The 24,205-nt window shown below is 45.8% G+C and carries 22 protein-coding genes and 2 tRNA genes; 22 read left to right on the top strand and 2 right to left on the bottom strand.

The window, feature by feature from the left end; all coding sequences use genetic code 11:
- Positions 1-56 precede the first annotated feature (56 nt).
- The 15 genes from folP to EK374_RS15070 all read left to right on the top strand — a co-directional run bounded on the left by folP (position 57) and on the right by EK374_RS15070 (position 15,371).
- A complete protein-coding gene (gene folP, locus EK374_RS15140; RefSeq protein WP_127025333.1) occupies positions 57-899 on the top strand; it encodes a dihydropteroate synthase in 843 nt (280 codons plus the stop codon).
- Complete coding sequence (glmM, locus tag EK374_RS15135; RefSeq protein WP_127025332.1) at positions 892-2,226, top strand: phosphoglucosamine mutase; 1,335 nt, start codon at positions 892-894, stop codon at positions 2,224-2,226. Before folP ends, glmM begins: the two co-directional genes overlap by 8 nt.
- An 83-nt stretch (positions 2,227-2,309) precedes the next feature.
- Entirely contained in the window at positions 2,310-3,056 is a 747-nt protein-coding gene (gene tpiA, locus EK374_RS15130; protein ID WP_127025330.1) for a triose-phosphate isomerase, read from the top strand.
- Positions 3,056-3,394 (top strand): preprotein translocase subunit SecG, encoded by a 339-nt coding sequence (secG, locus tag EK374_RS15125; protein ID WP_127025328.1) that lies wholly within the window; start codon positions 3,056-3,058, stop codon positions 3,392-3,394. The genes tpiA and secG overlap by 1 nt, the downstream gene beginning before the upstream one ends.
- Before the next feature lie 19 nt (positions 3,395-3,413).
- A tRNA-Leu gene (locus tag EK374_RS15120) sits at positions 3,414-3,498 on the top strand.
- Positions 3,499-3,706: 208 nt separating this feature from the next.
- A tRNA-Met gene (locus EK374_RS15115) sits at positions 3,707-3,783 on the top strand.
- A 259-nt stretch (positions 3,784-4,042) separates the two neighbouring features.
- The gene (gene rimP, locus EK374_RS15110) at positions 4,043-4,498 is read left to right on the top strand and encodes a ribosome maturation factor RimP (protein ID WP_008900382.1); all 456 of its coding nucleotides are present in this window, start codon (positions 4,043-4,045) and stop codon (positions 4,496-4,498) included.
- Between the two features lie 28 nt (positions 4,499-4,526).
- Positions 4,527-6,023, top strand: a complete 1,497-nt coding sequence (nusA, locus tag EK374_RS15105) for a transcription termination factor NusA (protein ID WP_127025326.1) — start codon at positions 4,527-4,529, stop codon at positions 6,021-6,023.
- Between the two features lie 26 nt (positions 6,024-6,049).
- The gene (gene infB, locus EK374_RS15100; RefSeq protein WP_127025324.1) at positions 6,050-8,728 is read left to right on the top strand and encodes a translation initiation factor IF-2; all 2,679 of its coding nucleotides are present in this window, start codon (positions 6,050-6,052) and stop codon (positions 8,726-8,728) included.
- Between the two features lie 88 nt (positions 8,729-8,816).
- Complete coding sequence (gene rbfA / locus EK374_RS15095; RefSeq protein WP_127025322.1) at positions 8,817-9,245, top strand: 30S ribosome-binding factor RbfA; 429 nt, start codon at positions 8,817-8,819, stop codon at positions 9,243-9,245.
- Complete coding sequence (gene truB / locus EK374_RS15090) at positions 9,245-10,186, top strand: tRNA pseudouridine(55) synthase TruB (protein ID WP_127025320.1); 942 nt, start codon at positions 9,245-9,247, stop codon at positions 10,184-10,186. Before rbfA ends, truB begins: the two co-directional genes overlap by 1 nt.
- Positions 10,187-10,286: 100 nt before the next feature.
- The gene (rpsO, locus tag EK374_RS15085; RefSeq protein WP_046519467.1) at positions 10,287-10,556 is read left to right on the top strand and encodes a 30S ribosomal protein S15; all 270 of its coding nucleotides are present in this window, start codon (positions 10,287-10,289) and stop codon (positions 10,554-10,556) included.
- A gap of 547 nt (positions 10,557-11,103) precedes the next feature.
- Positions 11,104-13,236, top strand: coding sequence for a polyribonucleotide nucleotidyltransferase (gene pnp, locus EK374_RS15080; RefSeq protein ID WP_127025318.1), 2,133 nt, complete (start codon positions 11,104-11,106; stop codon positions 13,234-13,236).
- Complete coding sequence (gene nlpI / locus EK374_RS15075) at positions 13,217-14,134, top strand: lipoprotein NlpI (RefSeq protein WP_127025316.1); 918 nt, start codon at positions 13,217-13,219, stop codon at positions 14,132-14,134. Before pnp ends, nlpI begins: the two co-directional genes overlap by 20 nt.
- Positions 14,135-14,210: 76 nt before the next feature.
- The gene (locus EK374_RS15070; RefSeq protein WP_127025314.1) at positions 14,211-15,371 is read left to right on the top strand and encodes a hypothetical protein; all 1,161 of its coding nucleotides are present in this window, start codon (positions 14,211-14,213) and stop codon (positions 15,369-15,371) included.
- Here EK374_RS15070 and EK374_RS15065 read toward each other — a convergent pair.
- The gene (locus EK374_RS15065; RefSeq protein WP_127025312.1) at positions 15,352-15,705 is read right to left on the bottom strand and encodes a PilZ domain-containing protein; all 354 of its coding nucleotides are present in this window, start codon (positions 15,703-15,705) and stop codon (positions 15,352-15,354) included. The genes EK374_RS15070 and EK374_RS15065 overlap by 20 nt on opposite strands.
- A 365-nt stretch (positions 15,706-16,070) precedes the next feature.
- On the opposite strand from EK374_RS15065, the gene EK374_RS15060 reads away from it, so the two are divergent.
- The 7 genes from EK374_RS15060 to EK374_RS15025 all read left to right on the top strand — a co-directional run bounded on the left by EK374_RS15060 (position 16,071) and on the right by EK374_RS15025 (position 23,293).
- The gene (locus EK374_RS15060) at positions 16,071-16,829 is read left to right on the top strand and encodes a DUF2971 domain-containing protein (protein WP_127025310.1); all 759 of its coding nucleotides are present in this window, start codon (positions 16,071-16,073) and stop codon (positions 16,827-16,829) included.
- Between the two features lies 1 nt (position 16,830).
- Positions 16,831-17,487, top strand: coding sequence for a TnsA endonuclease N-terminal domain-containing protein (locus EK374_RS15055; protein ID WP_127025308.1), 657 nt, complete (start codon positions 16,831-16,833; stop codon positions 17,485-17,487).
- Positions 17,477-19,348, top strand: coding sequence for a Mu transposase C-terminal domain-containing protein (locus EK374_RS15050; protein ID WP_127025306.1), 1,872 nt, complete (start codon positions 17,477-17,479; stop codon positions 19,346-19,348). The genes EK374_RS15055 and EK374_RS15050 overlap by 11 nt, the downstream gene beginning before the upstream one ends.
- The gene (locus EK374_RS15045) at positions 19,345-20,238 is read left to right on the top strand and encodes a TniB family NTP-binding protein (protein WP_127025304.1); all 894 of its coding nucleotides are present in this window, start codon (positions 19,345-19,347) and stop codon (positions 20,236-20,238) included. Before EK374_RS15050 ends, EK374_RS15045 begins: the two co-directional genes overlap by 4 nt.
- A 1-nt stretch (position 20,239) precedes the next feature.
- A complete protein-coding gene (locus tag EK374_RS15040; RefSeq protein WP_127025302.1) occupies positions 20,240-21,256 on the top strand; it encodes a TniQ family protein in 1,017 nt (338 codons plus the stop codon).
- A 355-nt stretch (positions 21,257-21,611) separates the two neighbouring features.
- Positions 21,612-22,723 (top strand): IS3 family transposase gene (locus tag EK374_RS15030; RefSeq protein WP_407691844.1). Its coding sequence is split into 2 segments (ribosomal slippage): positions 21,612-21,873 and positions 21,873-22,723, totalling 1,113 coding nucleotides; the frame shifts between segments, so codons are not numbered across the junction.
- Positions 22,724-22,783: 60 nt separating this feature from the next.
- Positions 22,784-23,293 (top strand): hypothetical protein, encoded by a 510-nt coding sequence (locus EK374_RS15025; RefSeq protein ID WP_127025299.1) that lies wholly within the window; start codon positions 22,784-22,786, stop codon positions 23,291-23,293.
- A gap of 169 nt (positions 23,294-23,462) precedes the next feature.
- Here EK374_RS15025 and EK374_RS15020 read toward each other — a convergent pair whose 3' ends face one another.
- Entirely contained in the window at positions 23,463-24,188 is a 726-nt protein-coding gene (locus EK374_RS15020) for a hypothetical protein (RefSeq protein ID WP_127025297.1), read from the bottom strand.
- Positions 24,189-24,205 lie beyond the last annotated feature (17 nt).

The following is a 24,205-nucleotide window of genomic DNA, read 5'->3' as shown; positions in this document are numbered from 1 at the left end:
ATTAAACCCCGGGAATTCCCGGGGTTTTGCTATGTGCAGGATGAAGGAGTATTTTTATGTTATTGCAATTGCCCCGTCATCGTCAGTTGGATATATCCCATCCTAAAGTGATGGGCATTTTAAATATCACGCCGGACTCATTTTCTGATGGTGGCCGTTTTATTGGCAAAGATGCTGCGATCGCACAGGCTAGAGCCATGCTTGCTGCAGGCGCTGCTATTTTAGATATAGGGGGCGAGTCGACCCGCCCAGGTGCAGAAGAAGTCTCAGTACAGCAAGAGCTCGACAGAGTCTTGCCCGTGATTGAAGCTATTCGCTCTGAACTGGATTGCGTCATCTCTATTGATACCTGCAAATCGCAAGTGATGAAAGAAGCCGTGGCCACTGGTGCTGACATCATTAACGATATTAAAGCTCTGTTAGATCATGGTGCGGTTGAAGTGGCTGCCGCTGCGCAAGTGCCTGTGTGTTTAATGCACATGCAGGGGCAACCCAGAACTATGCAACATTCACCTCTGTATCAGGATGTGGTAAAAGAGGTGGGGGAGTTTTTACAGCAAAGAGCAGAAGTTTGTATCGCCGCAGGCATCCCAAAAAGCCAGATTATTCTCGACCCAGGTTTTGGTTTTGGTAAAAGTCTGCAGCATAACTATCAGCTGTTAAGTCAGCTTTCAGACTTGCTGGGATTAAATTACCCACTGCTGGTCGGAATGTCGCGTAAATCAATGATTGGTCAGTTAGTACAGGTTCCGCCAGAGGAACGTTTGGCAGGTAGTTTGGCCTGTGCCACAATAGCAGTCATGAAAGGTGCCCGTATTATTCGCGTGCATGATGTTAAAGAAACTGTACAAGCTGTGGCTATAACTTGTGCCACCTTATTTGGAGTAGAGCATGTCTAGGAAGTATTTTGGCACTGATGGTGTACGTGGCAAAGTGGGCGAGTTTCCAATTACGCCTGAATTTGCGATGAAGTTAGGTTGGGCCGCTGGTCGGGTGTTATCACAGCGTGGTACCAAAAAAGTATTAATTGGTAAAGACACCCGTATTTCGGGTTATTTATTAGAAACCGCGTTAGAAGCTGGTTTAGTGGCTGCGGGCGTCGATGTACGTTTATTGGGACCAATGCCAACGCCCGCAGTGTCCTACCTGACTCGTACTTTCCGTGCTGAAGCCGGTATTGTCATCAGCGCATCGCACAACCCTTATTATGATAACGGTATTAAGTTTTTCTCAGCTGACGGTACTAAGTTACCTGATGACGTAGAGCTGGCTATTGAAGAAGCGATGGAACAGCCTATGGTTTGCGAATCGTCAGAGCGTTTAGGTAAAGCCATGCGTATTGACGATGCTGCCGGTCGCTATATAGAGTTCTGTAAAAGCCATATGCCAAACCATCTATCCTTGAATGGTTTAAAAATCGTACTGGATTGTGCCCATGGTGCCACTTACCACATAGCACCGAATGTATTCCGTGAATTAGGGGCAGAGGTTCAGGCCATAGGCGTTAGTCCTAATGGTTTAAATATTAACGACCACTGTGGTGCCACTCATACTGATCTGTTGCAACAAACAGTGGTTGAAACAGGTGCTGACTTAGGTATCGCCTACGATGGCGACGGTGACCGTGTGATGATGGTGGATCACACAGGCCGGGTGATTGATGGCGACGAAATCGTCTATATCATTGCCCGCAATGCACAAAAGCTGAATAAGTTGCAGGGTGGAGTAGTGGGTACTCTGATGAGTAATATGGGGTTAGAGTTGGCCTTGGCCGAACTGGGTATTCCATTTGCACGCTCTAATGTTGGTGACCGTTATGTGGTAGAGATGCTGGCACAGAAAAACTGGCGTATCGGCGGTGAAAACTCAGGTCACGTATTGAACCTGGATCATGCTGGTACGGGTGACGGTATTATTGCCTCCATTCAGGTATTAACTGCGATGCTGGAAGCGAAGTTGTCGCTGGCTGATTTGGCGCAGGGCATGACCAAGATGCCACAAGTGCTGGTGAACGTAAAATTTGAAAAAGGCACTGCACCTTTAGAAAACTTACACGTCAAGAAAGTCATACAGCAAGTTGAACAGGATTTGAACGGCCAGGGGCGTGTTTTGATCCGAAAATCAGGTACTGAACCCTTAATTCGTGTAATGGTAGAAGGAAGGATACAAGACGAAGTACAACAATATGCGCAAAAAATAGCCGATGCAGTGAAGATCGCCAGCTAAAAACTGCTAATTTAACCGTCAAGTCTTGTCTGAATGGGTGAGGTTAGTTACTATCTCGCCCGTTTTAATTCAGAGGCAACAACATGAGACAACGTAAGCCGTTAGTGGTCGCTAACTGGAAAATGAATGGTAGCCTGGATCTGGTGCAACAGATGTCAGATGCTCTGTCTGTGTTAAAACAACCTCTGCCTGATATTTTGATCTGCCCTCCGGTAATTTTTCTATCCTACTTTCCAAAACATGCCAATTATAAATTGGGTGCTCAGAATATGAGCGAACAGTTAGTGGGGGCCTTTACCGGTGAAATCTCTGCGGATATGCTACGAACCGCTGGTGCATCGCATGTGATCATTGGTCATTCAGAGCGCCGTGCTTTGTATGGTGAACTGGATTCTGTGATCAGCCAAAAAGTGAAAGTGGCCGTAGATGCTGGCCTGACGCCAATACTTTGTGTTGGTGAAACTTTGCAGCAAAGAGAAGAAGAAAAAACTTTGCAGGTTCTTGCACGGCAATTAGATGCGGTGTATGCTGCGCAGCCTCATTTACTGGCGCATTCTGTGGTAAGTTATGAACCGATTTGGGCTATAGGCACAGGTCAGACAGCAACACCGCAGCAAGCTCAGCAAGTGCATCAGTTCATACGCCAACATTTGGCGCAGTATGATGTACAGGCAGCAGATGCGGTGAAAATTATTTATGGCGGCAGTGTCACTGCTGCTAATTGTGAAGCCCTGTTTGCAGAGGCGGACATAGACGGCGCCCTTATTGGTGGCGCTAGTTTGAAAGTGGCAGATTTTTCTGCGATTTGCACAATGGCAAAGGATTCATAATGTACGAATTGTTTATTGTATTGTATCTGTTAGTCGCATTAGCGCTGATCGTTCTGGTGTTAATCCAGCACGGTAAAGGTGCTGATATGGGCGCGTCATTTGGTGCCGGCGGTTCAGCCACTATTTTTGGCTCTTCAGGTACAGGTAACTTCTTAACTCGTACTACGACAGTACTGGCAACGTTGTTTTTCGCTTTAAGTCTGTTATTGGGTAACCTGAGTACAGGCCGTGTGAAAGCTGTAGACGAATGGCAGGATTTATCTGTGCCTGTCGAAACTAAAGCAGCTGACGCAGTAGAAGAGAAAAAGCCAGCATCAGATATTCCTGTAGGGAACTGATTGCACCTCTGATTTTTTAGCCGAGATGGTGAAATTGGTATACACGCTACCTTGAGGTGGTAGTGCCTTCGGGCGTGCGGGTTCAAGTCCCGCTCTCGGCACCAATATACAAAGCACGGCAAGCCCATAAGTACATCCAAGCTGATTGGAGTGGCGGCACGGCGACAAGCGACAGAGAACCCATGAACATAGTTAAGCTATGTGATTGGGTCGAAAGAGCACAGTCAACAAAGCAGCAACTTCAAGCACGAAGGATAGAAACTAAGCTTGCGATAGTCAGACCAGGACTATATAATGTGCGTCGCTTACGGACGCGGGATGGAGCAGCCTGGTAGCTCGTCGGGCTCATAACCCGAAGGTCGTCGGTTCAAATCCGGCTCCCGCAACCAATTTTTTACTGATCAATTAAACTTCTCAAGTTTCATTAAGCAGCAAAATTGTAACCGTAAGATGCTTTTGTTAAGCAGAAGCTATGCCCAGGTCAAACAGTTCGCTGTGAAGCCTACAGAATTCAGGACTTTGATTGGCGATATCAGAGTCCAGTCAGCTCTAAAGTCGCCCCGAAATTTCGGGGCGTTTTTATATCTGGCGACAAGGTTTTACTACTATTCTGGGCTCTATGCCCTTTTTTTATTTCTGGAGGTCTCTTTGACTAAACAAGAACAGCAGTTAACTGAGCTGTTAACGCCAACAGTAGAAGCCGCAGGCTTTGAGCTGGTCGGCATAGAGTTCGTTCGTGCTGGACGTCACTCTATTCTGCGGGTTTATATTGACCATCAGGATGGCATTACTGTGGATCACTGCGCCACTGTAAGCCGTGAAGTGAGTGCGTTGCTTGATGTTGAAGACCCTATCCCGAATGAATATTTCCTTGAAGTGTCCTCTCCTGGTTTAGACCGCCCACTTTTTACTCCTGCTCATTTCGCCAAAGTTGTTGGCCAGATCATTGAAGTAAAATTGGCTATTCCGCAGGATGGACGCCGCAAATTTAAAGGCCTGCTGACACAAATCGAAGACGATATGTTAGTAGTGGAAGTGGATGGCAAACTCTATCGTTTGCTGATGGATAACGTAGATAAAGCGAACGTAGTGCCAGTGTTCTGATACACGGGTCAAAGCGAGGCAAAATAATATGGCTAAAGAAATTTTATTAGTAGTTGACGCGGTATCGAACGAAAAATCAGTTCCGCGCGAGAAAATTTTCCAGGCGTTAGAGTACGCGTTAGCGGCTGCCACTAAAAAGAAAAACGAAGGCGACATCGAAGTCCGCGTAAGCATAGATCGTAAAACCGGTGCCTATGAAACTTTCCGCCGCTGGTTGGTGATCCCGGATGACCAGGTACAAGAACATCCGTACCGCGAAATCACCTTGTCTGCTGCTCAATATGACGAACCTCAATTAAAAGTAGGCGATTATGTTGAAGAGCAAATCGACTCTATTACTTTTGACCGTATCACCACGCAAATGGCGAAACAGGTCATAGTGCAAAAGGTCCGTGAAGCTGAGCGTTCACAGGTAGTGGAAGCTTATGTCGATCAGGTTGGCGAATTAGTCACTGGCGTGGTTAAGAAAGTAAACCGTGACAGCATCATCGTCGACTTAGGTAACAATGCAGAAGCTATGTTAGCTAAAGAAGAGATGTTGCCACGTGAGACTTTCCGTCCGGGTGATCGTATCCGTACTTTATTATATGAAGTAAAACCAGAAGCCCGTGGTGCTCAGCTGTTTTTAAGCCGTACCCGTCCGGAAATGCTGATCGAATTATTCCGTATCGAAGTGCCGGAAATCGGCGAAGAGATGATCGAAATCCGTGGAGCTGCCCGCGATCCGGGTTCACGCGCTAAGATTGCAGTGAAAACCAATGACCGTCGTATCGACCCTGTGGGTGCTTGTGTCGGTATGCGTGGTTCACGTGTTCAGGCTGTGTCCAGCGAGTTAACGGGTGAGCGTGTTGATATCGTTTTATTCGACGACAACCCGGCTCAGTTTGTGATCAATGCCATGTCTCCGGCCGAAGTGGCGTCCATCATAGTGGATGAAGACAAACACTCTATGGATATAGCCGTCGAAGACAGCAACCTGGCCATGGCCATAGGTCGTGCTGGTCAAAACGTCCGTTTAGCCAGTCAGCTGACCGGCTGGGAACTCAACGTGATGACAGTGTCTGCAATGAAAGCCAAACACCAGGAAGAAAATGCCAAGGTGTTGGACTTGTTTATGACGGCGCTGGAAATTGATGAAGATTTTGCTGGTGTATTAGTAGACGAAGGCTTCTCCACTTTAGAAGAAATCGCCTATGTACCAGTCAGCGAACTTCTTTCTATCGACGGATTAGATGAAGACACGGTAGAAGAATTACGTAAACGTGCTAAAGCCGTATTAACCACACGTGCTCTGGCCAGCGAAGAATCACTGGAAGGCTCTGAGCCTAGTGAAGCATTAGTTAATCTGCCAGGTGTTGGTACCCACACAGCTTATGTGTTGGCCAGCAAAGGTGTCATCACTCTTGATGATCTGGCAGAGCTTGGGGTAGATGATTTGATTGAAATCGAAAAAATGACTGAAGAAAAAGCGGCAGAGCTGATTATGGCTGCCCGCAATATTGTTTGGTTCAGTGAAGACAAATAAGTGGGTCAACGGAGGTAAAAACTGACATGGCAGATGTAACCATAGAAAAACTGGCCAGTGACGTCAATACGACTGTTGATCGTATAATCCAACAGTTTGCGGATGCAGGCATAACAAAACACGCAGGCCAAATGGTCAATGAGGAAGAGAAAAAAACTCTTCTGGATCACTTAAGTCGAGCCCACGGTGGTCAGTCCGCTGAACCGTCCAAACTGACGTTAGTGCGTAAAGAAAAAACCACTCTGAGTGTGGCTGGTGGCGCTGGCCGCAACCGCGAGATTCAGGTTGAAGTGCGCAAACAAAAGACTTTTGTTAAACGTCCTTCTGGCGAAGAAGCTGCAAAGCTGGCTGAAGAGGAACGTATTGCCGCTGAACAAGCTGCAGAAGCAGCAAAACGCGAGCAAGAGCGTTTAGCTGAAGAGCAAAAAGTGAAAGAAGAAGCTAACCGTAAAGCGAAAGAAGAAGCTGAACGTAAAGCGGCAGAACAGAAAAAACGTGACGAAGCTAAACATGCTCAGTTAATGAAAGACGATCCGGAAGAAGCGGCTCGTCGCGCAGCGAAAGAAGAAGCGAAGCGTGAAGCTGAGCGTATCAAAGCGCAACAGGAAGCTGAATTGTTACGTAAAATGGAAGCTGAAGCCAAACAGCAAGCTGAAGCCGCACGTCGTTTAGCTGAAGAAAACGCCGAGCGTTGGGCCAAAGAAGAAACCAAGCCGGCAGAAGAAGCTGATTATCACTTAACCAGCAACGTGTACGCTAAGCAAGCTGAAGACGAAGTGGATGCCCGTGAAGAACGTGGTGGTCGTCGTACTACGAAAAAAGCTCCGGCTGGTAAAGCGAAGAAAAAAGATGATGTGGATGATAAAGACGCCTTTAACCGCGCTAATCGCCACAAGAAAAAGAAAACACCAGTTAGCATGCAGCATGGTTTTAACAAACCAGCTCAGCCGGTAGAACGTGAAGTCAAAATTGGCGAAACCATCACTGTAGCTGAATTAGCTTCGAAGATGGCAGTTAAAGCTTCTGAAGTGATCAAAGTCATGATGAAAATGGGTGCTATGGCAACCATTAACCAGGTGATTGATCAGGAAACTGCAGCTATCGTTTGTGAAGAAATGGGCCACAAGTTCACTCTGACTAAAGAAAACGAGCTGGAAGAAGCGGTCATGTCAGACCGTGAAGGTCAGGGCGAGTTAGAGCCTCGTGCTCCTGTTGTTACCGTTATGGGTCACGTTGACCACGGTAAAACTTCGACACTGGATTACATCCGTAAAGCAAAAGTAGCAGCTGGCGAAGCCGGTGGTATTACTCAGCACATCGGTGCATACCATGTAGAAACTGAACGCGGTATGGTGACCTTCCTGGATACACCAGGTCACGCGGCATTTACTTCAATGCGTGCCCGTGGTGCCAAGGCAACAGACATAGTCGTCCTTGTTGTGGCTGCAGACGATGGCGTGATGCCACAAACCAAAGAAGCTATTCAGCACGCGAAAGCGGCTGGCGTACCCTTGGTTGTTGCAGTGAACAAAATGGACAAACCGGATGCAGATCCGGATCGCGTTCGTAACGAATTGTCTCAGTACGGCGTTATTTCTGAAGAGTGGGGCGGTGATACTCAATTCGTGCCTATCTCTGCAAAAACAGGCATGGGTATAGATGACCTGCTGGAAGCTATACTGAACCAGGCTGAACTGTTGGAATTAAAAGCAGTGAAGAAAGGTCTGGCTCGTGGTGTTGTTATTGAATCACGTCTGGACAAAGGCCGTGGTCCTGTGGCATCCATCCTGGTTCAGGAAGGTACATTGCAACAAGGCGAAATCGTGCTTTGTGGTTTTGAGTACGGCCGTGTTCGTGCGATGCGCGATGAAAACGGTAAAGAAATCAAAGTGGCAGGCCCATCTATTCCGGTAGAGATTTTAGGTCTTTCCGGTGTGCCGCAAGCTGGTGATGAAGTGACAGTAGTGAAAGACGAGCGTAAAGCCCGTGAAGTAGCACTGTACCGTCAGGGTAAATTCCGTGACGTCAAACTGGCTCGTCAGCAAAAATCTAAGCTGGAAAACATGTTTGCCAACATGTCTGAAGGCGATGTGGCTGAACTGAACATAGTTCTGAAAGCTGACGTACAAGGTTCTGTGGAAGCAATCAGCGAGTCACTGAGCCGTCTGTCGACTGATGAAGTGAAAATCAAAATCATCGGTAGTGGTGTGGGTGGTATTACTGAAACCGACGCAACGCTTGCAGCTGCATCATCGGCTATCATCATCGGCTTTAACGTGCGTGCCGAAGGCACTGCCCGTAAGATCATTGAAGAAGAGAACCTGGACTTACGTTACTACAGCATCATTTATGAACTGTTAGACGAAGTTCGTGCCGCCATGACAGGTATGTTAGCTCCTGAGTTCAAACAACAGATCATTGGTCTGGCTCAGGTTCGTGCAGTGTTCCGTTCACCGAAGTTTGGCGCTATCGCAGGCTGTATGGTGACCGAAGGTGTGATTAAACGTAACGCACCAATTCGTGTACTGCGTGACAACGTGGTTATTTTCGAAGGTGAACTGGAGTCCCTGCGTCGTGTTAAAGACGACGTCTCCGAAGTACGCAACGGCTTCGAGTGTGGTATCGGCGTGAAGAACTACAACGACGTGCGTGAAGGCGACCAGATTGAAGTGTTTGAAGTGGTTCAGGTTGAACGTACTTTATAAGCACTTTAAGTTGGCAAATTTAAAGTTGAAGAGATCGGCAGGGGCTTAGGCCCCTGTTTCTTTCTGCTCACATGTGTTGGAAAGAATTATGGCTAAAGAATTTACCCGGGTAGACCGTCTGTCGCAGCAAATGCAACAGGAAATCGCAGTGATTTTACAACGTGAAATCAAAGACCCACGTTTGCACAATATGATTACCGTGTCTGACGTAGACGTATCGCGTGACTTATCGCACGCCAAAATTTATGTGACTTTTTTAGGCTTAGAAGCCGACAAAGTAAAAGCGAACCTGGATATTTTAAACGACGCCTGTGGTTATATCCGCAGTCTAATCGCTAAACGCATTCAGGCCCGTATAGTACCTACGATACGTTTTTACTTTGACCAGTCGTTGGATCAGGGTATTCGTATGGCCAACCTGGTCGAACAGGTACGCCGCGAAGATGACAAACGCCGTATTGAGGCGGGTCAGGAGCCTGATCGTAAGCCTAAAGTGGCGCAGGACGAGGAAGAGTAATGGCGCGTCGTGCAGTCCACGGCATACTGTTACTGGATAAGCCGTTAGAAATTTCCAGCAACGGAGTTTTGCAGCGGGTGCGCTGGTTGTATCAGGCGGAAAAGGCAGGTCATACCGGAGCTTTGGATCCGTTGGCCAGTGGTTTATTGCCGATTTGCTTTGGCGAAGCCACCAAGTTTTGTCAGTTCTTACTGGACACAGACAAAACCTATCTGGTGACAGCGCATTTTGGTTTACGTACCGACACCAGCGACGCTGCAGGCGAAATCATCAGCCGCAGGCCTGTAACTTTTGATCAGGCCATGCTTGAGCAGCAAATGCAGCAGTTCCGTGGTCCTGTGATGCAGGTTCCGACTATGTTTTCTGCTCTGAAGTACCAGGGGCAGCCGCTGTATAAATATGCCCGTCAAGGCATTGAAGTACCTCGTGAAGCCAGGCCAATCACTATTTTTCGCTTTGAATTGCAGCAGTTTGACGGCGAATACGCCAGCTTTCTGGTGCATTGCAGCAAAGGCACTTATATCCGTACCTTGATTGATGATTTAGGTGAAGCTTTGGGCTCTGGCGCTTATGTCAGTGCGTTGCGCCGTATTCATGTTGGCCCTTTTCATGCGGCACAAATGCTGACGCAGGAAGACCTGGTGCCGCTGAACGATAAGCAGGATTGGGCTGGTTTAGATGCGTTGCTGCTGCCTATGGATTTAGCCTTAACTGACTTACCAGAGCTGCAACTGAATGAAGCCCAACAAAAGCGTTTAGTGCATGGTCAGACTGTGCTGTTAACTGAATCTGAACTGGCCGATTTAGGCACAGAAGCGGCTGACGCTATTAAACTTTATGGCCCTGCGCAGCAGTTTATTGGTGTGGCTTCGTTAGACTCAGGTGTACTGTCGGTTCGACGTTTACTCAATACCAGTGTGTGGCAAGCACCAGCATTATAATTTTGCTTGTAAGACTTTAAGAAAGCGCATAGAATGCGCGCTCATTTTCGTTGTTGCTGGATTAGTGGCCGGCACAACATATCTCTCTATTGGAGGCTCTATGTCACTAACTACAGCTGAAAAAGCGCAAATCTTAGCAGATTTCGCTGTTAAACAAGGCGATACCGGTTCACCAGAAGTACAAGTTGCATTATTAACTGCAACTATTGCTAAGTTACAACCGCACTTTGCTGACCACAAACACGATCACCACTCACGTCGTGGCCTGTTACGTATGGTTAGCCAACGTCGTAAGTTATTAGATTACTTAAAAGGCAAAGACGCTCAGCGTTACGCTACTCTGATCGAGCGTTTAGGTCTGCGTCGTTAATTCGCAGCTTATGCCTGAAAAAGCCAGTCCTAGACTGGCTTTTTACATTTTGCTGTCCTGCAAAATGCCCTTTGGGCCAGCTGAAGCTGTTAAAAATCGTTCCAGACGATTTTTTTATTCGCCGCCATCCATGGCGCTCACCCTGTCGGGCCATCGTCGCTTCGCTCCGATATTCACAAAACGGCAGGATAGCCGTTTTGCACAGCTTTAGCTGCCGAAGGCGAACATCATGGACGATGTGAGTCAAAATCGCTCCAGGCGATTTTTTACATTTTGCTGTCCTGCAAAATGCCCTATGGGCCATCGTCGCTTCGTTCCAATGTTCAAAATCGCTCCAGGCGATTTTGTGTATTTTGAAGGTTAAAAATTCATACCGATGCAACTTAATGCCTTCATGATGTTCTTACCGCCCGGACATGCTTAAATTTTATACCCTGCGACTCTGGTGCCAGCTATCTTTTAAGCCCTGTAACAGGCTATACTGTGCCGCGAAAAACAGACCAAAAGACTCCGCGAAAAAACGCGAAAAATAGAAAGGAAATAATCAGTGAACCCCATCGTAAAATCATTCCAGTTTGGCCAACACACTATTACTCTGGAAACCGGCGTTATCGCCCGTCAAGCTGACGCGGCTGTATTGGCCAGCATGGGTGATACCTCTGTGTTAGTCACAGTGGTAGGTAAAAAACAACCTAAACCTGGTCAGGATTTCTTCCCTCTGACCGTAAACTACCAGGAAAAAACTTATGCGGCAGGCCGCATCCCTGGTGGTTTTTTCAAGCGTGAAGGCCGTCCGTCAGAAGGCGAGACGTTAATTTCACGTTTAATCGACCGTCCAATCCGTCCATTATTCCCTGAAGGCTTCACCAATGAAGTTCAGGTTATTGCCACTGTAGTTTCAGTACAACCTGAAATTCAGCCGGACATTATCTCTATCATCGGTACTTCTGCTGCGCTGGCTATCTCTGGTATCCCGTTCAGTGGTCCATTAGGCGCGGCTCGTGTTGGCTATGTAAACAACCAATACATATTAAACCCATCAGAAGCTGAATTAAAAGACAGCAAATTAGATTTAGTCGTAGCTGGTACTGCAAACGCTGTACTGATGGTTGAATCTGAAGCTGGTGTGTTATCAGAAGACGTGATGTTAGGTGCTGTGGTATTTGGTCACGACCAGATGCAAACAGTGATCAACGCTATCAATGAATTTGCCGCTGCTGCTGCAAAACCAGCCTGGAATTGGGTTGCTCCTGCTAAAAACGAAACGCTGAGCAGTAAAATTGCAGGTCTGGCAACAGCCCCTGTTGGCGAAGCATACCGTATCACTGAAAAAGCCAAACGTTACGAAGCTATTGGCGCTATCAAAGCTGAAGTTTTTGCTCAAATCAAAGCTGAGTTAGCTGAAGGCGAGAGCTTTGACGAAACTGAAGCCAACGAAATTTTCCACAACCTGGAAAGTAAAATTGTACGTAGCCGCATTATCAAAGGCGAGCCACGTATCGACGGTCGTGACAACGAAATGGTTCGTGCTTTAAGCGTGATGACTGGTTTATTACCTCGTACACACGGTTCAGCTTTGTTCACTCGTGGTGAAACTCAGGCGTTAGTGACCTGTACTTTAGGTACTGCCCGTGACGCGCAAACTGTTGATGATTTGCTGAGTGAAAAAACCGACCACTTCCTGTTCCACTACAACTTCCCTCCGTTTTCAGTAGGTGAGACGGGTATGGTAGGTTCTCCTAAGCGTCGTGAAATTGGTCACGGCCGTTTAGCGAAACGTGGTGTAGCAGCAGTAATGCCTGATTTCAACGACTTCCCGTACACAGTACGTATGGTATCTGAAATCACTGAATCTAACGGTTCAAGCTCTATGGCTTCTGTTTGTGGTTCTTCATTAGCGCTGATGGATGCTGGTGTACCTATCAAAGCTTCTGTTGCCGGTATCGCTATGGGTCTGGTGAAAGAAGGCGACGATTTCGTAGTTCTGTCTGATATTTTAGGTGATGAAGATCACTTAGGTGACATGGACTTTAAAGTGGCTGGTACTACTGAAGGTATCACTGCACTGCAGATGGATATCAAAATTGAAGGTATCACTCGCGAGATCATGCAGATCGCGCTGAAACAAGCCAAAGCTGCCCGTATCCATATTCTGAATGTGATGGATCAGGCGATCAGCACTCACCGTGAAGAGCTGTCTGAACATGCTCCACGTATCTACACTTTAAAAATCAACCCGGAAAAAATCCGTGATGTGATTGGTAAAGGTGGTGCTGTGATCCGTCAGATCACTGAAGAATCTGGTACTACGATCGAAATCGAAGATGACGGTACAGTGAAAATCGCCGCGACTAACTCACAAGCTGCCAACATTGCCATCAACAAAATTGAAGCTATCACAGCTGAAATTGAAGTAGGTGCGGTGTATCAGGGGGAAGTAGTACGTATTGTTGACTTCGGTGCTTTCGTTAACGTTCTGCCAGGCAAAGACGGTTTAGTTCACATTTCACAAATCTCTGATGAGCGCGTGAGCAATGTAGCAGATCACTTAGCTATAGGTCAGAAAGTGGCTGTGAAAGTGATGGAAGTAGACAAGCAAGGTCGTGTGCGTTTAAGCATTAAAGAAGCTCAGGACAAGCCTGCAGCTGTTGAGTCTGCCGATGCTGTTGAAGCTCAGTAAGGTCTCTGACCTGACCAAAAGTGCAGTGCTGCTTGCAGCACTGCTGGCTCTGGGCGCTTGCGCCCAGAAACCTTCAACTGAAGTAGCTGTACTGGTGGAGAATCCACTGGCACCAGAACCAGTTCCTGCCTCTTACCGCACTGAAATCGCGATAGCGCGAATTTCTGAGCTGTTGACCAAAGCCGAAACTACAGATGAACAACGTGCCCGGTTATTTTACGACCGTGGTGTGATGTATGACAGTGTAGGTTTGCGTTCTTTGGCTCGCTTTGATTTTCTGCGGGCTTTGCGATTACAGCCTGATATGGCGGATGCCTATAACTTTATTGGTATTCACCATACCTTAGTGGGCAACTACACCGAAGCCTATGAGTCATTTGATGCTGCTTTAGAGTTGGCACCAGATTATGATTATGCCTATTTAAACCGGGGTATAGCTCTGCTGTATGACAGTAAAACCGATCTGGCCGTAGGCGACTTTGAGTCGTTTTATCTGGCTAAGCCAGAAGATCCATACCGCTCATTGTGGTTGTATTTTGCTGATGCCAAGTTATCCGTACCTGAAGCTCAGGCGCGTTTAGCCTTGAATCAGACGAAGTTGGATCAGGACCATTGGGCCAGCAACATAGTAGCTTTTTATCTGGGCAAAATTTCAGAAAAAGAGTTATTGGACAGCGCAGTCAATGTTAATTCCGATCCACAGCAACTGGCTGAACGTTTATGTGAAGTTTATTTCTATCTGGCCAAATGGCACGAACAACAAAACCCAACTAAGGCGCTGGATTACTATAAAAAAGTACTGGCAACTAACGTGTATGAGTTTGTTGAACACCGTTATGCCCGCATCGAAATGAACAGGCTGCGTGGTTTAGATGCAGATCAAGCCCCGGTTAACTAACAGACTGATGCGACTAAAGAAAAAAGCCGGTTCTCTGGCTTTTTTTTATCCACGTTCTTGTTCAAAACTATTGCTGATGTTTGGGTTATTCATCTGTTTGTTTGGCTGTGAGCCCGCACTTGAGCATTGGCCTGAACAGCAATTAATGGATGAAGCGCAACAAGGCAATGGAGCTGCAGCATTAATACTTGCGAAGAAGCGTGAACTGCAGGGGGACTCGCACGCTGCCCTGAACTGGTATCAAAAGGCTGTGGATGCCGGGCTTACCAATCAGCTTGCTGCTTTAATTGCGCTGAAACAGAAGCAAGACGGCTTTTTAGCCGCCGCTGGTTATCTTGAGCGACACCTGCAGCAACAGCAGGGTTTAAACGCGGCAGAGACCGATTTAGCCGCCGATTATGGCATCTGGCAGTATGTGCACAACAGCGTTCAATCTCCAATACACACAAATTCTTCTTGTAGCCTTACTTTGCAACCTGTAGTTCAATCCAGAGCCGGTAGTCGGCAGTTGCATTTGTTGCAGCAGCAGTGGCAGCAGGATCCGCAGCTTTCTTCCTTATCTGTCTGTTTTTTGCCTGAAAAGCGCGTGAACAGTACTGACTTACAATGTAGTTACCAGTCAGGGCAACGTATTCAGTGTCAGTATCCGGTATTAATGTCCGATGTTGCAGAGGGTGGCTTTAGTCAGTTACTTGTTGTCGCAGGGGAAGGCAATGCAAATTACAACAATGGCATAGTGCAACTTGCTGAAAGCAGCTCTTTTGCAGTATTCAGACACGAGTTTGCTCATATTCTGGGTTTTATCGACGAGTACAGTTTAAGTGTACAAGTGGCAGACGCTGAATGTAATAGCGATAAAATCCGACCGAACTTGCTGACCAATAAAAACCAGCTGGATGTATTTTTACAGCGCTGGCAATTGCAACCTGATGAAGTACAGCTAATGCCGGTTGATAGTTGTAACAAAGTGGGATTGCAGGCTTATGCACCTGTAAACAACTTAAGCTTTATGCGTTCACATGAGGCAGAAGTGCCAGGCTTGTATTTTGAGTTGATGCAGAAGGTTTTAGCTCAGCCAGAATTGATTATGCCAGTGCAGTATTTTTATGCCTATTTGGCCAGACAGCAGCAGGACTGGCAGAGCTGGCGCTTATTGATGGAGCACGCTGCTCAACAAGGCTATCCGGATGCAAAACACTCTTTACAGGAAGTGTCGGCTATTCCGACAGCTCCGTAAGTTCGCGACTTAACAAATCGGCGTCACCTAAATTCAGCTCAAGCAAACGGCGTAAATGACTAGCGGAGTCGATATCAATTTTATCGCAGCGGACACCGACACAAGAGCCATTTAAATGCGCTACAGTCACATCCATAAACAAATCCACACCAGACTCATTCAGTTGAAATTGCAGTTGGAAGCTTTGGCCTGGTTCTAACTCAGTTGCTGACTCAAACTTTAATAAAGCACCTTTGAGCGACAAATCATGCAAATGACCTGTATACAGAGTGTCGGCATTTTTCAGTTGTACCGGACCGGAAAATAACACCCGGCTAAAACGTCTGTTGTCCATACCAAATCCTTCAGTTCACTGAGTTGAGCATAGTTGTTCCCGGCATGAAAAGACAGGGCAGGCAGCTAAATTTAACTGCCTGCACAAGGGCTTAGTTAGAAAGTGGCCTGTCACTGCTAATGCCTTAACTGTTTTGGTACAAAATAGCACCGTGCAGTACTATTTAGCGTTGTAATTCACAACTATTTCTGTGAATCACAAAAATCTTTGCTACTGGTTATAGCTGTACAGTTCATTTCTACAAAGGTCTTTGCTACTGTAACTCTTGCCCCAGTTCAACCATACCTTTTTTACAACGCTATTTTGTACTGGGTCATGAAATTAAGCCAGAAGTTTAAGGACCTAACTGATCGGAGCATGATGCTATGGTAAATAAAGACCCTTCCAAAAAAGTACTATTCAAGTTCTCCGATCCGAAATCAAAATTTTTCTTGGTTGAATTTAAACGAAAAGAAATTTACTTCGCTGACCCAGCTACTTTTAACGATCCCTTTGACTGTCAGATAGAGTATGAAAGAGTACTTAGGGAGTCCCTAAGCAATTCCATTTTGGCTGAAAGTGTTCAAATTGAGAATATCGTCAGGAAGGTGACAGATATTGTTAGAGGTATCGGAATCTGCTGTTTTAGTCGCGCTAAGAAAAATCAATTAATGTGGGCTCATTACGCAAATTGTCACACAGGTATATGTATAGGATTTGATGAAGAGGTACTCAAGCGCCAGACGAGTTGTAAGGTGAGCGATGTTACCTATGGAAGTAAGCACCCGATCAAAAACCTTGAATGGCAGTTTGAGTTTCTGTCTGAAGACAGAGAACTGGACGAAAAACTTATTGCAGATTGGGTCTTTAAGTCTTTGGTTACATCAAAATATTGGTATTGGACGTATGAACGTGAAAGACGTTTATTAAAGAGAACCCCTGGTCTATCGTCTATTACTCCAGAAGCAATCAACTCAGTTACCATCGGCTTAAAGACGACTCTTAAAACAAAAAAGAAGCTCCATAAAGTTTTAAGTTCGGATGAATGGTCACATATCCTGCTGTTTAAAGCAGCGAAGAAACCAGAAGCTTATGCTTTGGATTTTGACCGAATTCAGCTCAGCGAACTGCTGAAGGGTGACTGATATGCCAGTCCGCAAAATTCCCAAAAATTACCGTAACGTCACCGGCATTGCTGCCTATTCCAAAGCCGACGGGCCAGCGATGTATGAATCTACTTTAGAGCGTGATTTTATTACGTTGTTGGAGTTTGATCCCGGTATCTCGTCCTTTGAAGTGCAACCTTGGCGCATCGATTGGGAGGATGGAAAAGGAAAACCCAGAAGCTATACACCGGATATGCTGGTTTACTACAAAGCTTCAGGCTGTAAACCAATGCTCTGTGAAGTGAAGTATGCGGACGAGTTACGAACAAATTGGAAGGAGTTTAAGCCTAAGTTTAAAGCTGCTGTTAGCTTTGCCAAGAGACAAGGCTGGCGTTTTAAGCTGATCACTGAAAAGCATATCAGAACCCCTAAATTGGCTAATGCTAAGTTTCTTGTTCCCTTTGTGCGTAGAGGTGCGCTAGCAAATTCTGATACTGAAATACTGCTTACCAGGCTAAATAGCCTCAAGCAAACAACACCTGACCTTTTACTGGCTGCAATTTCAGAAGACCCTTGGCAAAGGGCAGCCTTAATCCCCGCGCTTTGGCATTTGATAGGTACTGGAAAAGTTGCTACTGACTTAGATAGCAAACTGACAATGAGCAGCAAAATATGGAGTATTGCTGATGGCCAATAATAAAACTCTGAAGATTGCTGCTGGGCAACAAGTCGTTTATCGAGGACAGAAACACCGAATATCTCAGGTTTTGTCGTTGGCTGAAGTTGAACTACTGGACGAGCAAACACAACAGCTTTGTACTGCAGATATCAGTGAGCTGGAGTCTGTGGTTGCTATGGCAGATGACTTTAAGCCAGACCTTCAGGTTATCACTGATGAAGCCTGGGCTATTGCTAAATTACGGTACGACATTATCAAACCACTGTTAGATTTACCCTCCAGAACACGGTTGCAGATGGAAGATGCGGCTGCAAAACATGGTATCTACGTAACTACCTTGTACCGCTGGATTAAAGACTACAGTGATTCAGGACTGCTTACCGGATTGTTACCTAAACAGCGGCGTGACAAAGGTCAGGTAAGATTTGATGATCAAGTAGAAGAAGTGATCCGGCAGGTCATTGCAACCGAGTATTTATCTAAGCAGAAGAAGTCAGTACATAAGGTTTGCAGCAGAGTTCGTGAACTTTGTCTCGAGAGAGGTCTTGCTGTACCTCACGCCAACACAGTGCGTAATCGTGTTAAAGCGTTAAGTGGCGAACTTGTAGCTGCCGCGAGATTGGGCAGGAAAACTGCTGATCTGAGTTACAAGCCCCATGAAGGCAAATTCCCAGGTGCGGACTACCCATTAGCCGTTGTTCAGATTGACCATACAAAGTTAGACATTATCCTGGTTGATGATCATTACCGGCAGCCAATAGGGCGTCCATGGATCACTTTGGCTTTTGACGTATACAGCAGAATGATCATTGGGTTTTATGTGTCCTTTGACCCACCGAGTGCGTTGTCGACCGGCTTATGCCTGGTGCACGCCATCTTGCCAAAAGATAAGTGGCTGAATAACTTTGATGTCAAGAATCAATGGCCTGTCTGGGGATTACCGGTCAAGGTACATTTGGACAATGCTAAAGAGTTTCGCGGTCAGATGCTGACCAGAGCTTTCGAGCAATATGGGATTGATATTGAATGGCGACCTGTCGGACGGCCAAATTTTGGTGCCCATGTTGAACGAGTGTTAGGCACTTTTTCCAAAGAAATTCACGAGCTGGCAGGGGCGACTTTCGCTAATGTACGCCAAAAAGGTGAATATGACTCAGAAGGTAAAGCAGCCCTTACACTGTCTGAATTTGAAGCCTGGCTGACTACCTGCATTGTGGATGTCTATCATCAGAAGGTGCACAGTAGTATTGGTATGGCACCAATCGCTGCCTGGCACAAAGGTATCTTTGGAGATGACCAGAACCCAGGGGCTGGTTTGCCGGCAAAGATAACAGATGAATACAAATTGCGACTGGATTTAATGCCGTTTGAACTCAGAACTGTGCAGGACTATGGCGTGCAGATTGACGAGATTCATTATTATCACGACGTTTTGAGACGCTGGATTAATGCACCCGATTTGAAAGAGCCATCAAAAAAACGCAAGTTTACCTTCAGGCGTGACCCTCGCGATATCAGTCAGATTTGGTTTTATGACCCTGAGTTGAGTACTTACTATCCCATACCTTACCGTGACACCTCGCATCCAGCGATTAGCATATGGGAATTGCGGGAAGCGAAAAGCAGAGCTGAAGCGGATGGACGTCGACATGTCGACGAGAGAGCTATATTTGATGCCTATGAACGGATGCGTGAAATCGAGCGCCAATCGATAGACAAAAGTAAGGCTGTGCGTCGGCTACATCAGCGGCGAAAAGGCCACAGCGAAGCACATAAACCGCTGAATGACGTTGTTTCTCCTAAACCTGCAGAGCAATGGCCTACTGATACGGCTGTGCCAGATATTCAGCCTTTCGATGAAATGGATGACTTGTTATGAGTGCAGATCATTTGAATCAGGCTGCAAAGGATGCGCTGGAGTTAAGCACTGAAGATCGCATTACCAGAATTTTGACAGATCGCTGGATAGGTTATTCTCAGGCAAAAGAAGTGCTGGCAAGCATGGAGGATTTGCTAAGCCACCCGCGTAACAACCGTATGCCAAGCATGCTGATTGTGGGCGATTCGAACAATGGCAAAACTATGCTGGCCAAGCGCTTTTGCCAATTGCATCCTGCACAGGACAATCCTGCAGGCGAAGGTGTTCTGGTGCCTGTTATGTACATTCAGGCTCCACCAGTGCCGGATGAGGGCCGTTTTTATAATGCTATCCTGGACTCACTCTTTGCACCTTACAAACCCAGTGAAAGAGTGGATAAAAAACAGTTCCAGGTGCTGAAACTGTTGCGTTATGCTCAGTTAAAAGTATTAGTTGTGGACGAGGTGCACAACATACTGGCGGGAAGTATGAACAGGCAAAGAACCTTTTTAAACGTATTAAAGTATCTGAGTAATGAACTGCAGATCAGTATCGTCGGTTTTGGTACCAAAGATGCGTTTCGGGCACTGCAAACAGACCCGCAAATGGCAAACCGCTTTAAACCCTTAGTATTGCCTCGGTGGGAATTTAATAACGAGTTTCTGCGTTTGTTAGCCAGCTTTGAGAAAATGCTGCCATTAAAAAAGCCGTCCACTTTGCATAGCGAAGCTCTGGCATCAAAGCTATACGCGATGAGTGAAGGTTACATTGGTGAACTGTCTAAAGTACTGACTGGTGCTGCTGTATATGCTGTGAAGTCAGGTAAGGAGCACATTACCTTTGATATGCTGGCAGCTATCAACTGGACTCCACCTTCTGAGCGTAAACGCCAGATAGATAAGAACTACTAAGATGCTGACGGGACGTGTCTGGCCAGCACATCCCCATCCATACTCCGGTGAATGTTTATCGTCCTGGCTTATTCGTTGCGCTCATGCCAATGGAATGAAAGTGCAAACCTTCTGTGTCCGGAACTTTGGTCATGAACGCCAGATCTGGAATCGGGATGTTGACCGGCATGCACCTGAGTGGTTACTGAATACTCTGAGTGAGAAGACCGCAACACCGCTGACTGAGGTCGTGAAAACGACCATGCTGTTGTTTGAAGGCCTATTCTTTACCAAAAAACATCTGAGTGGCCAGTTACGCTGGGTTCTCCCTTTGTCCCTCTATCATCGCACTTTTCGTAACTTTGGAGTGCAGTTTTGTCCCCAATGCCTGGCTGAAGATTCTGAGCCTTATTTCCGGTTGAGTTGGCGTCTGGCGTTTTATACCTTCTGCCCTAAACATCACATTTTAATGCACGACCGTTGTCATAGCTGCAAAATGCCTGTGTCGTACCACAGAGCTGAGCTGGGTAAGGCTAATCAGATGGAAGGGGAGCCAATGGATCACTGCTGGTATTGCGGTTTTAAGCTATCTGAAGCCCCAAGCGTCTCAATGGTAAAAGAGTGTAGCCCCGCATTTGCGCAATGGAACGAATTACTGAGCGTGGTCGACCAACAACTGACAGGCTCAGGAGTTTTTCACTACGGCCGAATGCTACTCTTACATCAACTGTGTCGCCTGATCGTAAGTCAATCCCTGGCTCCTGATCTACAAAGTTATGTGTGTGAGCTAACTGGACAGCCGGTGCTTGATTTGATCAAGTCCCGCATGGCGTTTGAACATCGAGCGATAGATGAGCGGCACTACGTTATTGGACTAGCGCTATGGCTAAGTGACTCTGATGCTGAGCATAAGCTGACTACTGCAATACAGAGACGTAAGCTTCCCTCAAATCAGGTTTATCGTGATTTGAATGAGAGCGAGCGAGTCGCGTTAGAAAAGCTTTTTACGCTGCCAGCAAGTAAGAGAGGTAACAAGTGACGCTATAGATTGTTTAATTAACAGGAAGGTTAAATAATAAGCTCATTTTACAAATATCCAAATCTATCCATAATCTATGTGCTGTAGAAAATGTCTGTTTGTTTCTTTTATGTTAACATTTGGCATGTATAAGGATATTTGTATGAAAAAGTTATATAAGCAACTTTCTGTTTTACCATTATTTTTCATAATACTGAGCTGTACAGCTGGGTCAAACGAGATATCGCGAGCACTTGATAAGGCCAACTCTTTTGTTGGCATTGATAAAAAATTAGAAGAAGTACGGTAATCATCCCTTAAATTAACTGACGCTAAAAGTAGAATTTTCTCGTAATATAAACGCAGGAGATTCTGCATGAAAACATCAAAATTTAGTGACAGCCAAATCCTGGCAATTTTAAAACAAGCGGAAGCTGGAGCTCCGGTTCCCGAACTCTGCCGTGAGCACGGTATGAGTTCGGCCACCTTTTACAAATGGCGCGCCAAATTTGGCGGCATGGATGCATCCATGATGGCCCGGCTTAAAGAGCTGGAGGCGGAAAATGCCCGGCTGAAAAAGATGTACGCCGAAGAACGGCTCAAAGCCGAAATCCTCAAAGAGGCCATCGAAAAAAAGTGGTAAAGCCGTCGCGCCGACGGGAATTGGCGCAAAAGGCGGTGCGCGAGAAATCCATTTCTGTCACATTGGCCTGTGCGGTGTTTAGCATCAGTGAAACCTGCTACCGCTATCAGGCCCGTCTGAGGGATGAGAACGCGGAAATTGCGGACTGGCTGCTGCGCTTAACCTCCACTTACCGGAGTTGGGGCTTTGGCATGTGTTTCTATTACCTGCGTAATGTGAAACGCTTTGGCTGGAACCATAAACGTGTGCTGCGGATTTACCGCGAGCTGGAGCTGAACTTAAGGATAAAACCCAAGAAACGGCTCACCCGTGAAAAGCCTGAACCGCTGGCGGTGCCAGAGATGAAGAACCAATGCTGGTCGATGGATTTTATGCATGACCAGCTCGAGGATGGCCGCAGTTTCCGGCTGCTGAATATCATTGATGATTTTAACCGGGAAGGCTTAGCCATTGAGGTCGACTTCTCGCTACCGGCAGAACGGGTAGTCAGAGTGCTCAATCAAGTCATTGAGTGGCGAGGCAAACCCAAGGAAATCCGTAGCGACAACGGCCCTGAATACATTGGTTCTGTCCTCAAAAACTGGGCAGAATCAAACGGAGTGGCCCTGAAGTATATTCAGCCAGGCAATCCGCAGCAAAATGCCTATGTGGAGCGATATAACCGTACAGTTCGCTACGACTGGCTAAACCAATATTTATTCAGCAGTATTGCCGAAGTTCAGGACTATGCGACAGAATGGCTGTGGTTTTATAACAATGAACGGCCAAACAAAGCTTTGGGTGGCATACCACCGAAGTACAAGGACAACTTAGTAACACAGGCTTCTACTTCAAGCGTCCATTAAAAATGGGATGATTACCGTACCAGCTAGAGTAATGTTAAGCGATTTTTTTGCTAATACTCAGTGTTTATTGCCAAAGACTTGCAGGGCAAGTTAGATTTTTCAACGACTGGTGGATATAATTTTGGATTAGGGAGCTCTTCTATTAACATAAACTCTGGAGGAGCAATAACTGAATCATTCAAATTTAGTAATCCTAAAACTGCTATAATAACATTTGGCAGTGAATCAGTTTATTCGAGAGATAAAATTCAACAAGTATTCAAAAACTCAATTGAGAATGTAGATATAAAAAGAATAAGTAGTGTGCCGCTAGTTGTCTCTGCCAGACTATCTCCTAATATTTGTAGAAATATAGGTTGGAGCGTTGATGTTATAGATAAAGCAGATAGATCAATTATAGCATCTGATCTAACAATAAAATCTGAGTATATTAATCAAGAATGCAAGTTTTCCATCGATGTAGAGAAATTCAATTTAAGAGGGGTATCATCGATTATAAATATAAAGCCTACGCATTCTATTTTTGAACGTTTTACAGCAAAACCCATGCTAATTATTCATTACACTTGAGCGTAAGGCGGCGCTTTACGCCGTCTGTCTCCTAATTAGAGTTTTAAGTACGCTTTGTGATTGTAACTACTGTACACATCTATGCTAAAAATTACTATGTCCCTATTTTGTTGGTTGTAAAATAGGATGCTATATTCCGATACTTTGACCTACTCACCATATTTAACGACTATGGATGGCAATACCAACTGATTGAATTTAGATTACCGTAAGTCGAAAGCGGTCCTCTAAATGGTTGTTTACACAAAGAAAAATCTGCCAAAACCATATATTTGTCAATAGAGTCAAGCAAGCTGACGAATGTTTCATATTCTTGTCTTGAAGATTTATCAACAAAATGATCCGCGATCAACATAACTAATGCAGACAATATATCCATTTGAGATGTAGGTACTCGAAATAACCTATTTTCGCCAAGCTGAGGTTGTAACGAAGTAACTTTTTTTTCTACTTTCTCTCGGAGAATAGTATTATCGTGTTGCATGTGAAAAATTGGATGTGCCGGTTGGACATCTACGTCAAAATCAAAATGGAATCCGCTAGACACTTTCAGATTTTTGTAGTCAATAGAACTACATGGATAACAATACAAAACCTCTGTGCAGTACTTGTCTATTCGTACTCTTCTGTCACTTGTTTTCCCTGATATCCTCAGATAACCATCAATATAAGCACAAATTCTCTTACTACCAGCATTCCCTTTCTGAGATATTGCCGTTAGTGTAAATGGTTCCGATGGGCGAATGAGCTTGCTATTATTATTACTCACTGCTTCATCTACAATCCATCTAGTTGGCATTGTTACTATCGCTTTGCTATCAAGTTTAATGATTGCGCTACTAACTGCATTTTTGAAATGAGAGAAGTTAGTCTCGAAGGTTCTTACATAAGACATTAACTTAATCCTTTATG

The organism is Rheinheimera mangrovi (assembly GCF_003990335.1).
Lineage (GTDB): Bacteria > Pseudomonadota > Gammaproteobacteria > Enterobacterales > Alteromonadaceae > Pararheinheimera > Pararheinheimera mangrovi.
Note: the sequence above shows the minus strand (reverse complement) of the source record. Positions and strands in the feature narration are given on the sequence as shown.

Excerpts from the sequence above, each read along its gene's own strand:
- folP (WP_127025333.1), top strand. The coding sequence starts at position 57 with ATGTTATTGCAATTGCCCCGTCATCGTCAGTTGGATATATCCCATCCT.
- glmM (WP_127025332.1), top strand. The coding sequence starts at position 892 with ATGTCTAGGAAGTATTTTGGCACTGATGGTGTACGTGGCAAAGTGGGC.
- tpiA (WP_127025330.1), top strand. The coding sequence starts at position 2,310 with ATGAGACAACGTAAGCCGTTAGTGGTCGCTAACTGGAAAATGAATGGT.
- secG (WP_127025328.1), top strand. The coding sequence starts at position 3,056 with ATGTACGAATTGTTTATTGTATTGTATCTGTTAGTCGCATTAGCGCTG.
- nusA (WP_127025326.1), top strand. The coding sequence starts at position 4,527 with ATGGCTAAAGAAATTTTATTAGTAGTTGACGCGGTATCGAACGAAAAA.
- infB (WP_127025324.1), top strand. The coding sequence starts at position 6,050 with ATGGCAGATGTAACCATAGAAAAACTGGCCAGTGACGTCAATACGACT.
- rbfA (WP_127025322.1), top strand. The coding sequence starts at position 8,817 with ATGGCTAAAGAATTTACCCGGGTAGACCGTCTGTCGCAGCAAATGCAA.
- truB (WP_127025320.1), top strand. The coding sequence starts at position 9,245 with ATGGCGCGTCGTGCAGTCCACGGCATACTGTTACTGGATAAGCCGTTA.
- rpsO (WP_046519467.1), top strand. The coding sequence starts at position 10,287 with ATGTCACTAACTACAGCTGAAAAAGCGCAAATCTTAGCAGATTTCGCT.
- nlpI (WP_127025316.1), top strand. The coding sequence starts at position 13,217 with ATGCTGTTGAAGCTCAGTAAGGTCTCTGACCTGACCAAAAGTGCAGTG.
- EK374_RS15070 (WP_127025314.1), top strand. The coding sequence starts at position 14,211 with ATGTTTGGGTTATTCATCTGTTTGTTTGGCTGTGAGCCCGCACTTGAG.
- EK374_RS15065 (WP_127025312.1), bottom strand. The coding sequence starts at position 15,705 with ATGGACAACAGACGTTTTAGCCGGGTGTTATTTTCCGGTCCGGTACAA.
- EK374_RS15060 (WP_127025310.1), top strand. The coding sequence starts at position 16,071 with ATGGTAAATAAAGACCCTTCCAAAAAAGTACTATTCAAGTTCTCCGAT.
- EK374_RS15055 (WP_127025308.1), top strand. The coding sequence starts at position 16,831 with ATGCCAGTCCGCAAAATTCCCAAAAATTACCGTAACGTCACCGGCATT.
- EK374_RS15050 (WP_127025306.1), top strand. The coding sequence starts at position 17,477 with ATGGCCAATAATAAAACTCTGAAGATTGCTGCTGGGCAACAAGTCGTT.
- EK374_RS15045 (WP_127025304.1), top strand. The coding sequence starts at position 19,345 with ATGAGTGCAGATCATTTGAATCAGGCTGCAAAGGATGCGCTGGAGTTA.
- EK374_RS15040 (WP_127025302.1), top strand. The coding sequence starts at position 20,240 with ATGCTGACGGGACGTGTCTGGCCAGCACATCCCCATCCATACTCCGGT.
- EK374_RS15020 (WP_127025297.1), bottom strand. The coding sequence starts at position 24,188 with ATGTCTTATGTAAGAACCTTCGAGACTAACTTCTCTCATTTCAAAAAT.